7 protein-coding genes and 1 pseudogene are annotated in these 12,128 nt (G+C 72.5%); 4 read left to right on the plus strand and 4 right to left on the minus strand.

The window, feature by feature from the left end:
• Positions 1-30: 30 nt before the first annotated feature.
• Both ACZ6TU_RS19785 and ACZ6TU_RS19790 read left to right on the plus strand, forming a co-directional pair.
• Positions 31-1,590: an APC family permease gene (locus tag ACZ6TU_RS19785; RefSeq protein ID WP_469549938.1), complete on the plus strand. Its 1,560-nt coding sequence runs from the start codon at positions 31-33 to the stop codon at positions 1,588-1,590.
• A gap of 8 nt (positions 1,591-1,598) precedes the next feature.
• A pseudogene (locus tag ACZ6TU_RS19790) lies at positions 1,599-1,756 on the plus strand (choline oxidase); the annotation flags it as partial.
• A gap of 83 nt (positions 1,757-1,839) precedes the next feature.
• On the opposite strand, the gene ACZ6TU_RS19795 reads toward ACZ6TU_RS19790, so the two are convergent.
• The 4 genes from ACZ6TU_RS19795 to ACZ6TU_RS19810 all read right to left on the minus strand — a co-directional run bounded on the left by ACZ6TU_RS19795 (position 1,840) and on the right by ACZ6TU_RS19810 (position 9,807).
• Complete coding sequence (locus ACZ6TU_RS19795) at positions 1,840-6,477, minus strand: hypothetical protein (protein ID WP_469549940.1); 4,638 nt, start codon at positions 6,475-6,477, stop codon at positions 1,840-1,842.
• Positions 6,478-6,512: 35 nt separating this feature from the next.
• Complete coding sequence (locus ACZ6TU_RS19800) at positions 6,513-7,394, minus strand: hypothetical protein (protein ID WP_467675235.1); 882 nt, start codon at positions 7,392-7,394, stop codon at positions 6,513-6,515.
• Between the two features lie 133 nt (positions 7,395-7,527).
• Positions 7,528-9,054, minus strand: coding sequence for a hypothetical protein (locus ACZ6TU_RS19805; protein ID WP_467675237.1), 1,527 nt, complete (start codon positions 9,052-9,054; stop codon positions 7,528-7,530).
• A gap of 57 nt (positions 9,055-9,111) precedes the next feature.
• Entirely contained in the window at positions 9,112-9,807 is a 696-nt protein-coding gene (locus ACZ6TU_RS19810) for a GntR family transcriptional regulator (protein WP_467675238.1), read from the minus strand.
• Positions 9,808-9,978: 171 nt separating this feature from the next.
• Here ACZ6TU_RS19810 and ACZ6TU_RS19815 point away from each other — a divergent pair, with 171 nt between their 5' ends.
• Together ACZ6TU_RS19815 and ACZ6TU_RS19820 are read left to right on the plus strand one after the other, a co-directional pair.
• Positions 9,979-11,280 (plus strand): MFS transporter, encoded by a 1,302-nt coding sequence (locus ACZ6TU_RS19815; protein ID WP_467675240.1) that lies wholly within the window; start codon positions 9,979-9,981, stop codon positions 11,278-11,280.
• Complete coding sequence (locus ACZ6TU_RS19820; protein WP_467675242.1) at positions 11,277-12,110, plus strand: putative hydro-lyase; 834 nt, start codon at positions 11,277-11,279, stop codon at positions 12,108-12,110. The genes ACZ6TU_RS19815 and ACZ6TU_RS19820 overlap by 4 nt, the downstream gene beginning before the upstream one ends.
• Positions 12,111-12,128 lie beyond the last annotated feature (18 nt).

Here is a 12,128-nt window from a genome sequence, read left to right on the forward strand (position 1 = left end):
CCCTGAGTGAACACCCCTTGAGGACCGCCCATGAGACCCACGCAGTCCACAGACCAGCACGGCCAGGACGACGCCGAACTCACCGAGTTCGGCTACAGACCCGAACTGAAACGCACCCTCGGCAACTTTCACACCTTCGCCGCCGGGATCAGCTACATCTCGATCCTGACCGGCACCTTCCAGCTGTTCTACTTCGGCTACGCCAGCGGCGGCCCCGCCTACTGGTGGTCGTGGCCGATGGTCTTCGCCGGCCAGTTCATGGTCGCCCTGTGCTTCGCGGAGCTCGCCGCCCGCTATCCCGTCGCGGGCTCCGTCTACAACTGGTCGAAGAAGATAGGCAATCCGCATCTGGGCTGGCTCGCCGGCTGGATGATGTTGATCGCCTCGATCGTGTCCATATCGGCCGTGTCGCTGGCCTACCAGTTGACGCTGCCGCAGATCTCCTCGTTCTTCCAGTTCGTGGGGGACGGCACCGGTACGTACGACGTGGCGACCAACGCGGTCGTCCTGGCCGCGGTGTTGATCCTGTTCACGACCCTCGTGAACGCCTTCGGCGTCAAGTTGATGGCCAGGATCAACACGGCGGGCGTGTTCATCGAGTTGATCGCCACTGTCGTCTTGATCGTCCTGTTCGCGGTCCACATCGCGCGCGGTCCTGAGGTCGTCATGGAGACGCACGGCACCGGCGCGGGCTACGGAACCGGATACCTGGGCGCCTTCCTGGTGGCCTCGCTGGCCTCGGCGTACGTCATGTACGGCTTCGACACCGCCGCCTCGCTCGGCGAGGAGTCCCTGAACCCGACCCGCAACGCGCCGCGCGCGATCATCCGGGCGATCGTCGCCTCCTTCGTGCTCGGCGGCCTGATCCTGCTGCTCGCGCTGATGAGCGTCTCCAGCCTGAAGGGCGAGAAGCTGTCCACGGACGGCCTGCAGTACGTCGTCCTGGACGTGCTGGGTCCGACGGCGGGCAAGGCGATGCTGTGGTGCGTGCTGATCGCCGTGACGGTGTGCGCGCTGGCGGTGCACACGGCGGCAATCCGGCTGGCGTTCGCGATGGCCCGCGACAACAACCTGCCGGCGTCCTCACGGCTGGCCAAGTGCCACCCCCGGTTCCAGACGCCGGTCCTGCCGACCGTGATCATCGGCATCCTCGCGCTGGCCATCCTGGTGGTCAACATCCGCCAGCCTCAGATCTTCACCGTCGTCACCAGCATCGGCATCATCATGATCTACCTCGCCTACCTGGGGGTCACGGTGCCGCTGCTGGTCGCCCGACTGCGCGGAAAGTGGCAGCCCGCGGGTGAGGGCCGGTTCTCGCTGGGCCGCTGGGGGCTGCCGGTCAACATCCTGGCCGTGCTGTGGGGCGCGGCCATGACGCTCAACCTGATCTGGCCGCGGGCCGCCGTCTACAACGCCACGGCTCCCTACCACTGGTACCTGCGCTGGGGCGCGGTACTCTTCGTCGCCGTCATCGCGGGCGGCGGCTTCGCCTACTACTGGTTCGTCCAGCGGCACAAGACCGGCGTGCTCGCCGAGCACCGCTCGGACGCCACGGCCACCGCTCCCGTCGCCACCCCGGCAGCCGACTGACAAGACCCATGAGTACGCATGAGTTCGACTACGCCGTGGTCGGCGGCGGTACCGCGGGCAGCGTTGCGGTGGCCCGGCTCTCCGAGGACCCTCCGTCACGGTGTGCGTGCCGGAGGCGGGCCCGAGCGACGTCGGCGACGACGACGTCCTGCGGCTGGAGCGCTGGACGCGCCCTGCTGTTGCCGCTGGCCTGCGGCCCGACCGGTGATCGGCGAGAAGTGCGCGGATGTCCTGAAGGAGGACGCCTGATCAACCGGTGGTCGGCGCCGGGCGCTTGTACATCCTCGTCGCCGTGATCTCACTGTGCACCGCCTCCTCCGCCCGGGGCTGCTGCGGCAGCCCCGGGCGGAGGTGTTCCTCGACGCTGATGTACTTGAGGCCGGCCCTCAGGTCGGCGTCGTTGCGCATGCGGATGACGAGGGGGAACTCGGCCAGCGCGGTCGTGTCGAACAGGCCGGTGGTGTACAGGAGCTGGACGCCCAGGGCGTCCGACACCGCCCGCTGGAGTTCCAGCAGGTACGTGGCGTTGGCACGGCCGATGGGATTGTCGAGGAACAGCGTGCCGGCGTGCCGGTGCTTGTCGCGGCCCCGGTCGTTCGAACGCAGCGCGGCCATCGTGCAGTACAGGGCGATCGCGGCGGTGAGGAGCTGGCCGCCGGAGAAGACGTCGCCCATCTGCCCGACGGGGACCCGCTCGGCGCGCAGCACCGCGTCCGGCTTGAGGATCTCGACGGCGACGCCCTTGGGCTGGAGGGCCGCGGCGACGCCCCGCAGCAGCAGGGACATGCCGTCCCGCCGCAGGTCGGAGTTCTTCTTGACGGCGGCACGGGTCGCCTCGTCGATGACCTCGCCCAGCCGCTCGGTGAGCGTGGCCTGGTCGGGCTCCTCGAAGCGGATGCGGAGGAACTCCTGTCCCGACCACTCGCCGAGGCCCTCCGGGAGGCGGGAGAGCCGCTGGGCGGAGCGCAGGGTGGCCAGGGCCGACTCGACGAGTCCGCGGAGCCGGTCCACGATCGAGTCGCGGTTGCGCTCCAGCTGCTCCAGCTCGTCGGTCAGGACTCGGAGCCGGGGCGCGAAGGCGTCGGCCCACTTCTGGGCGTGTTCGGGCAGCGCGGAGGCGGGCAGTTCGCGGATCTGCTGCCGTGCCGGGGTGCGGACCTGCTCGTAGCGCGTGGAGTTGGCGTGCCGTACGAGGATGTCACTGGCCTCGCGGACGGCGGCCTCGGCGGCGGACAGGTCGGCGGCGCAGCCGCGCAGGGAGCGGCGGGCCTCGGCAGCGGACTGCCGGGCCTCCTCCGGGCTGCCGGGGTACGGCTCGGTCTCCTCCTGCTCCTCCTCCGTGGTGTGCTCGCGCAGCAGGTCGCGGAGCATGGCGGCGATCTCGTCGAAGCCGCTCGCCGCGTCCTCGGCGGCGCGGTGGGCGTCGAGGAGCTCGGTGTGCGCCTCGCGTGCCTGGTTCAGCGCCTCGGTGTGGGAGGCGAGTTCGGCCGTGGCGGTGCGCAGCAAGGTCTGCGCGTGCTCGGCGTCGCGCGGCTGGAGATCCTCGGGGAGGGCGGTGTGGGCCTCGCCGTCCTCGGGCGCGAGCCGTTCGGCCTCGCCGCGCAGCCGCCCGAGCTGCTCGCTCGCGCTCGACATGCGGGTCTCCAGGAGCTGCACCAGCTCCTCGGCACGGGCGGCGGCGGCCTGGCGGCTGGGTCCGTCGGAGCCGTCGGGGGATTCGAGGAGCTGCTCGGCGCGCGTACGGACCTTGTTGCTCAGCCGGTCCAGCTCCGCGCGGGCCGCGCTCTCGTCGCTCTCGGCGCGGGCCTGCTCGGCCCGCAGATCGGCGCCGACGCCGACCTTCTCGTACAACTGCGACGCCGCCCGGTAGGCCTCGCGCAGGGCGGGCAAGGAGGCCTTCGGGGTCTGGGCGTCGTCCTCGGGTACGTCGTCGGGCGCCCCCGCGATCTCGGAGCGCTCGGCCCGCAGGGCGCGGGCGGTGCGGCGGGCGTCGTCGGCGGCGCGCTGGGCTCCGCGCCGGTCCTCGTCGGCGGCCCGGGCCCGTTCCAGGCAGGCCTGGGCGCCGGCCTCGGACTCGGCCGCCTCGTCGGCCAGTTCGCGCAGCTTGACCTGCCAGCCGGCCCGCTCGCGCAGCCGGAAGGCGAGCCCGGCGAGGGCGTCGGCGGAGCGGCGGGCCTTCTGGGCGGCCTCCTGCCGCTCGTCCCGGACGCGGGCCGCTTCGGCTGCGGCCTCGTCGGCCTCGGCCCGCACGGTGCGCGCCTCGGCCAGTTCGGCCTCCGACTCCTCGGCGAACGCGCGGGTGTCGTGTGCCGCCCGGGCCAGCTCGGCCAGCCGGCCGGCCGGGCAGCCGGTGCGCCAGGAGGCGAGCCGGGCGGCCAGCTCGCGGTCCTTGCCGAGCCGGGCGGCGAGCCTGCGGATCTCCTCGTCCCGCTCGGTCGTCCGGGCGCGCAGCGCCTGCCGCTCCTCGTCGGCGGCGTGCTCGTCGTGCATGGCCGGGTTCGGCGGCACGAGGAACACGTCGCCGCTGTCGGTGTCCGGGGCGGGCGTCGGGGCGAGCAGGGCGGCCGCCGTGCCGACCGCCACGGCGGACCGGGGCAGCAGCGCCGCGTCGCCCAGCGCCTCCCGGGCGCGTGCGTGGGAGTCCGGGTCCGTGATGATCACGCCGTCGACCAGTTCGGGCCGGGCGGCCAGCACGCGCGCGTGGTCGGCCGGGTCGACGGCCTGTGCGAGATAGCGCCAGCCGGGCAGCGCGGGGATGCCGTGCTCGCCGAGGAACTCGACCGTGGCCAGCACGTCCGGGCCGGGCGGCAGCAGCCCGCCGTCACCCAGCGCGCCGAGGATCCGGGAGTCGTCGGCGGCGGCCGTACGCAGTTCGAACAGCTGCCGTTCGGCGGAGGTGACGGCGTCGTCGAGCAGTTCGCGCAGGTCGTCGGCGAAGCGGTCGAGTTCCTCGGGGGTGAGCCCCTGCTCGCCCGGGAGAGGCCGGGTGGTCGGCTCGCTGTCCGTGCCGTGACGGGGCTGCGGAATGCCCGGGCGGGTCTCGGGGGTCAGGCTGAGCAGTTCGGCCAGCCGCTCCTCCCCCGCCAGCGCCTCGGCGGTGCGGCGCTCGGCCTCGTACGACCGCTCGGCCGCCGTCGCCGCGTCCGCCGCGCGGGCCGCGGTCAGTTCCGCGCGGGTCTCGGTGGCGGCGGCCTCGCGTGCGTGCTCGGTGGCTCGGCGGGACGCCTCGCGGGCCGAGTCCCAGGCCGCGACGGTGGTCTTCTCGGCGTCGCTGGCGGCGAGTGCCGCGCGGGCCGGGTCGGCGTCCGGCGCGCTGTCGTCGAGCCAGCCGGCCCGGACCGCCTCGGCGGTCTCCTGCTCGACCTCGGCGAGGCGCTGCTTGAGGTGCCCGACCTCGCTGCGGGCCCGCTGCGCCTGCGTGGCGGCTGCGGTGGAGTCCCGGTAGGCCGTGTCGCTGATCTCCTGGAGGGCGGCGGAGCGCTCCTCCTCCTCGTTGGCGTGGTTCTCCGCCTTCTCCGCGGCCGCGTGCAGGGCCCGTACGAGGTCCACGGCGGCCTTGGAGCGGGCGGCCAGCGCCGGGGCGGCGTCGCGCTCCGCCTCCTGGATCGCGGCGGACACGCGGGCGACGCGGTCGGCGGCGGCGCGGTGGCGCAGAACGGCCTCGGCGGCCTGCCATGCGGAGTACAGCGTGCGGGCGTCGGCGAGCTCGCGCTTCTGCGCGGCGGCGGACTTCTCGGCCGCGGCGAGGGCCAGCGAGGCGTGCCGGTAGGCGAGTTCGGCGGAGATCAGCGCGCTGCGCTCGCGGGCCGCCTCGGCGTGCGTGACGGCGTACGCGGCGGCGGTGACCCGCTGGGCCAGGTCGGCGGCCCGGGCCCGCTCCTGCACGCCGCGCGCGGACAGCCTGCGCGCGAGGGTGCGCGTACGGCGCTCGGCTGCGGTGTGGATGTCACGCGCGCGGGAGCGGGCCTCGGCGGCCTCGACGATCCGCCCGAGCAGGTCGACGGACCCGGCGGTGAAGTCGCGTTCGGCGATCAGCTCGGCGCGCCGCCCCAGCTTGTTGCCGAAGCCGCTGACCAGGTCGGCGAGCCCGTCGGTGTCGCGCGTGTCGGTGACGGCGCGCAGCAGCAGGTCGGTGAAGTCGGCGTCCTTCTTGACCGCGAAGAGACCGGCGGCCTCACCCTCGTCGGCGTTCATCTCCCGCTGGTAGCGGAAGAGTTCGGGGTCGAGCCCGAGGTCGCCCAGGTGCTCGATCCAGCGGTCGTGGATCTCTTCCCAGTGCACCTCCAGGTGCGGGTACGTCTTGCCCGCCTCCATGAGGGCGTCGCGGAAGCCCTTCATGGTGCGACGCCGGCCGCGCGCGCCCGACTGGCCCTCGGCCGGGGCCCGTACGGCGGTGGACTCGGCCACGGGGAGGTTGTCGAGGCTCAGTCCGGGGCCGGGCCGGAAGGAGTACCAGGCCTCGGCGAACTTCCGCGGGTCGTTGGAGACCTGCCGCCCGCGCCACTCGCTGACCTTGCCCACGACGACGCACTCGCCGGTCAGCACGTGCTGCCACTCCAGCGCCACGTGCCCGCAGTCGTCGGCGAGCAGGAACTTGCGCAGCACACCGGAGCTGGCGCCGCCGAGCGTGTTCCGGTGGCCCGGCAGCATCACGGAGAAGATCAGCTTGAGCAGCACCGACTTGCCGCCGCCGTTCTCCAGGAAGAGCACGCCCGCGGGCGCCGGCCGGCGCGGCGGGCCGACGGGCTCCTCCTCGAAGAACTCCGCCTGCGTGGGCGCGGGGTCGGGCACGGGCTCGCCGACACCGCGCAGGTCAAGCACGGTGTCGGCGTAGCGCGCACCGGCGGGCCCGATCGAGTAGAGGCGGACCCGGGACAGCTCGTACATGGCGGACTCTCGTAAGTCTTCGTGAGATGGGGAGTTCAGGAGGAGTGGAACGGCAGCCCGGCGTCGGCGACCAGCTCCAGGTCGTCGCTCTCCTCGGGGGGCAGCAGCGTCGGCGTGCCGTCGGTGACCGGGACGACGCCCAGCTCCAGCAGCTCGGCCATGGCGGCGCTGCCGGCCATGTCGCGGACCTGGAGCTGGTAGCGGGCGGTCGTGCGGTACGTGCCGCCGTTGTCGTCGCCGGTGCGCTGGAGGAATCCGGAGTCCGTGAGGAACGCGACGGCCTTGGCGACGATGCCGGTGGTCGAACCGGCGAGCCGGCGCGCGTCCTTGGTGGCCCCGGTCGAGCTGCGGCGTACCCAGATCCGCCAGGCGGCCTCCAGGCCGGGCGCGTCGGTGGCCGGGTCGGTGTTCTCGCCCTGTTCATCGGCGCGTTCCTCCAGGCGGCGGCAGGCCTGGCGGACGAAGGCGTCGACGCCGTTGACCGTGACGCGGCCGATGTAGCCGTCGTCGGCGAGGTCCTCCGGTCGCGGGAACGCCATGGCGGCGACGGCGAGATGGGCCAGCCCGTGCAGGAATCGGTCGCCGCCGTCGGCGGACGTACGACGCGCGTAGTCGCCCATGCGGACGGCGAACACCGAGTCCTCGGCGGCGGTCACGGCCATGCCCGCGCGCGGGGACACCTCCAGCACGATCAGTCCCAGCCCCGTCGCCACCGCGTCGGCGAGCCGCGCGAACGGCGGGTCCTCGCGGTAGCGCCGCAGCAGGTCCGTGTACTCCTGGTCGCGGGCGGGCTGAAGCTTGGGCTGCAACCCGAAGGACACGAGCCGCGCCGCGTCGGCGGCGTCGGCGGGGGTGACGGCGGCGCCGGCCGTCGGGGCCGGTCCCTCCGGCTCGCTCCACTCGACGTGCTCGTTCACGGCTTGAACTCCTTGATCCTCAAAACGAAGGTGCGGGCGTCGCCCTCAGGGGTGCGGGGCGGTGACACATGCGGCTGCGCCGCGCGGGCGCGACCATCCACAACGGGCCCGCAGCCGCCCACCGGCGGATACATCACGCGGCTTCCGTCCGATCCGCCGCCATCCCCGCCGCGTCAAGCAGCGCGGTGCCGACGATCAGATCCGCCCCGCCGAACTCCGGATCGTCCAGCTCCGTCCCGTCGTCCACGGCGAACAAGAGCTTCTGCTCCCCCTGCCGATAGGCGGTACCGACCGGCGGACTCGCGGCATGCACCGCCAGCAGGGCCACCAGATACGGCAGCTCGGGGTCCTGCCGACGGGCCTCGGCCAGCAACCCGGACAACCGGCGCGGCGCATCCGCCGGCAGGTCGAGCAGCTCCTGCGCCGCCGCCATCTGCTCCTCGCTGAACCGGCTGTCGTCGGGCGTGGCGATGAGATCCGGCTCGGGCATCTCCGCGCCCAGATGCTCCCGCTCCGCCGGCGGCGTCAGCAGTATGTCGACGAGATCCCCGACCCGGACGGACACCGGCGTACGCAGCCCCGTGCCGTGCACGAAGAACGCGTCCGTGACCCGCACGGCCTGCTCCAGCGGCAGCGGCAGAACGGGCGAGACGAGATGCCCGTACAGGTCGATCCCCGACGTCGTCATCGGCGTGGCGAAGGCCTGCCGGTCCTGTTCGGCGCGGAACAGCGGCCCGGCCTCGAGCAGCCGGGACTGCAACTGCGTGTGCCGCCGGATGCAGTCCTTGACGATGTCGACGAGCTCGGCGGCGCGGCGCTTGTGCTCGGGGTCCTCGGACTCGTCACGGGCCTTGCGGATGTTGGTGAGGATCGCGTTCTCGTGACGGTAGCGGTCGGCCACGTGCTCCAGGGCCTCGGCGATCATGTCGGGCACGGTGGTGAGCCAGTCCACCGCGCGCACATTGCGCCGGGTCGCGTCCAGGGCGCGGCGCAGGGTCTCCGAGTACTGCACGGTGCGGTAGCGGGCCTGTTCGGCCGCGAGCTGGGCGTCGGCGAGCCGGCCCCGGCTGATCAGCACCTCCAGCTTGACCTCGGCGGCGATCTGCGCGCTGGTGACGTCCGTGTCGAGGGCGCCGACGAGGACGTTGACCGCCTCGTCCGTCGTCCGCAGGTAGACGGTGCCGCCCGGGCCGGGGACCTCCTCGATCAGCTTGAAGTCGTAGTCACGGCGCACATACGTGCCGTCCGCCCCGAACGTGCCGTAGACCGCGCGGAAGCCGCGGTCGACGCTGCCGACGTTGATCAGGTTCTCCAGGACCCAGCGCGCCACCCGCTCGTGCTCGGCGGCGGTCCGCAGCGGGGCCTGCGCGGCGATGCGCGGGATGAGGCGGGCGACGATCTGGTCGTGGTCCGCGCCCGTGTCGAAGTCCATGTTCAGGGTGACGAGGTCGATGGCCGCGAGGGCGACCTCCGCCATGCCGTACACCGAGTACTCACCGGCGAGGTTGGCCTTGCGCGCGTCGAGGTCGTGCAGCGGCGCGGTGCAGGCCAGCGCACGCAGGCGCCGCGCCAGGCCCTCGTCGGCGGCCGGCCCCAGGGCGGGGCGCGGCCCCGCGCCGAGCTGGGGCGGAACGCTGTCCGTCGATGCAGGCGAAGTCACGGTGCACAGACTAGGTCCTGGGTCTGACAACGACCCAAACGACGCGGGTGGGCCTCGTCAGCCGTCCTCGCCGACCCGCCGCCGGTACACCTCGACAACCCGCTCCAGCGAGTCGTCGAGGTACCCGGCGAGCAGTCCCTCGGCCTTCCCGCGGTCCCCCATCTGAAGAGCCTCAAGAATCGCGACATTTCGTGCGATATACGGCTCGTGCAGCCGCTGCGGCTCGTCCACCACATGGAAAGCCAGGCGCAGTTCGGCGAAGACACTCCGCATCAGCTCGTCCGTACGCTCACTCACCGCCAGAGCGACCAGTTCCCGGTGGAAGTGGATGTTGGCCGTACCCACACCCTTCCAGTCGCCTTCCCGAGCCGCCCGCCGCCCTTCCTCCACGGCACCGGCCAGCCCGTCGAGGCCGTACGGCGGCTCTCCGAGACCACGCACCACGGCGCACTCGACGAGCCGCCGGGTGCGGTAGATGTCCTCCACGTCCTCGACGGTCAGGACCCGGACGAAGACACCCCGGTTCAGCTCGTGGACGAGCAGGCGTTCGTGCGTGAGCAGCCGGAACGCCTCACGCAGGGTATTGCGGGAGACGCCGAGCGCGCCGCCGATGCTGTCCTCCGACAGCCGGGTCCCGGGTGGGAAGTAGCCCTCGGCGATCCGGCTCCTGAGGATGTCCGAGACGCGTTCGGCGGTGCTGGTGCGCCCCAGGAGAGCCCGGTCGTCGGAGAGGTCCCTCAGCTGCTCAGCCATGCCGGAATTCAATCGCAGATCGCAAGAACGAACCAACATGGGTATTGAGGGATCGTTGAACAATCCTCTACGGTGCTATGCACGGCTCGTTCCCGACGCGGCCAAGCTCGCCCCCCAGAGCACCCACGGCTCAGCCCGAAGCACCCTCCGTTCCCTCTCTGCGAGGTGCCCATGAGCACGACTCCTCCACCACAGGCCCTGACCGACGACACACGCCCCGCGGCGGCCGAAGACACCGCCGGTGACGGGGCGTTCGGCTGGCTGCGCGCCCTGGGCCCGCGCGGCCGGCGCGCGTTCGCCGGTGCCTTCGGCGGCTATGCCCTGGACTCGTACGACTACTTCACGCTGCCGCTGAGCATGGTCGCGCTGTCCGCCTACTTCGGCCTGAACAGCGGTCAGACCGGACTCTTCACGACGGTCACCCTGGTGGTCTCCGCGATCGGCGGCGCCCTCGCGGGCGTGCTCGCCGACCGCGTCGGCCGGGTGAAGGCGCTGATGGTCACGGTGATCACCTACGCGGTCTTCACCGTCGCCTGCGGCTTCGCACCCAACTACGAGACGCTGCTGGTCTTCCGCGCCCTCCAGGGTCTCGGTTTCGGCGGCGAGTGGGCGGTCGGCGCGATCCTGGTCGCCGAGTACGCGAGCGCCAAGCACCGGGGCCGCACGCTCGGCGCGATCCAGAGCTCCTGGGCCGTGGGCTGGGGCATGGCCGTGATCGCCTACACCCTCATCTTCTCGGTGGCCGGCGACGATCTGGCCTGGCGCATCATGTTCTGGACCGGGGCGCTGCCCGCGCTGCTCGTCATCTGGGTGCGGCGCAGTGTGCACGACGCGCCCGAGGCGGCCGCCGCTCGTGAACAGAGCGCGGAGAAGGGCTCGTTCGCGGCGATCTTCAAGCCCGGCCTGCTACGGACGACGATCTTCGCGGTGCTGCTCTCGACCGGCGTCCAGGGCGGTTACTACACGCTGGCCACCTGGGTACCGACCTACCTCAAGTCCGAGCGCGACCTGTCGGTCGTCGGCACCGGCGGCTATCTGACGTTTCTGATATCGGGCGCCTTCATCGGCTATCTGACGGGCGGTTACCTCACCGACAAGCTGGGCCGGCGGCGCAACATCTGGCTCTTCGCCCTGCTGTCGGCGATCTGCATCCTGGCGTACGCGAACATCCCGAGCGGCGCCAACACCCTGCTCCTGGTGCTCGGTTTCCCCCTCGGGTTCTGCATGTCGGCGATCTTCAGCGGCTTCGGTTCCTACCTGAGCGAGCTGTACCCGACGGCGGTGCGCGGCACGGGGCAGGGCTTCACGTACAACACGGGGCGCGCGGTGGGTGCCGTCTTCCCGACGACGGTCGGGTTCCTGGCCGACAGCTGGGGCGTGGGCGGCGCGCTGGTCTTCGGGGCGATCGGATACGGCCTGGCGGCGCTGGCGCTGCTGGGGCTGCCGGAGACGCGCGGGAAGGAACTCACGTGAACCGCACGAGCACCGAGACAGGGGACCGTCCCGTTGTCCTCGTCGACGAGCACGCGCGCGCGTGGAGCCCGGAAACGGCCCGCGTCCGCTTCCGGGAGGGTCTGACGGGCCCCACGGCCGGGGTCGCGGCGGGTCACACCCAGGTCAACCTGATCTCCGTGCCCGCCGACTGGGCCTACGACATGCTGCTGTTCTGCCAGCGCAACCCCAAGCCCTGCCCGGTCCTCGACGTCACGGACGCGGGATCCTGGACCACCGTGCTCGCGAAGGGCGCGGACCTGCGCACCGACCTGCCGCGCTACCGGGTGTGGCGGGACGGCGAGCTGGTGGACGAGCCGACGGACGTGTGCGCGTACTGGCGGGACGACCTGGTGTCGTTCCTGATCGGGTGCAGCTTCACGTTCGAGTGGGCGCTGGGCGAGGCGGGCGTTCCGATCCGCCACGTCGAGCAGGGCCGCAACGTCCCGATGTACGTCACCGGCCGGCAGTGCCGTCCGGCGGGGCGGCTGCACGGACCGCTGGTGGTGTCCATGCGGCCGGTGCCGCCGGAGCATCTGGCGGCGGCGATCCGGGAGAGCAGTCTGCTGCCGGCGGTGCACGGCAGCCCCGTACACTGCGGCGATCCCTCGGGGCTCGGCATCGACGACCTCGGCCGCCCCGACTTCGGCGAGCCGGTGGAGGCCGAGCCGGACGACATCCCGGTGTTCTGGGCCTGCGGTGTGACCCCGCAGGCGGCCGTGACGGCCTCGCGCCCGCCCTTCGCCCTCACGCACGCCCCGGGGCAGATGTTCCTCACCGACGCCCGCGACGAGCAGTACCGCGTGGCCTGACAGGAGACCCGACTCGCT

The organism is Streptomyces sp. NPDC052064 (assembly GCF_055585925.1).

Excerpts from the sequence above, each read along its gene's own strand:
- ACZ6TU_RS19785 (WP_469549938.1), top strand. The coding sequence starts at position 31 with ATGAGACCCACGCAGTCCACAGACCAGCACGGCCAGGACGACGCCGAA.
- ACZ6TU_RS19795 (WP_469549940.1), bottom strand. The coding sequence starts at position 6,477 with ATGTACGAGCTGTCCCGGGTCCGCCTCTACTCGATCGGGCCCGCCGGT.
- ACZ6TU_RS19810 (WP_467675238.1), bottom strand. The coding sequence starts at position 9,807 with ATGGCTGAGCAGCTGAGGGACCTCTCCGACGACCGGGCTCTCCTGGGG.
- ACZ6TU_RS19815 (WP_467675240.1), top strand. The coding sequence starts at position 9,979 with ATGAGCACGACTCCTCCACCACAGGCCCTGACCGACGACACACGCCCC.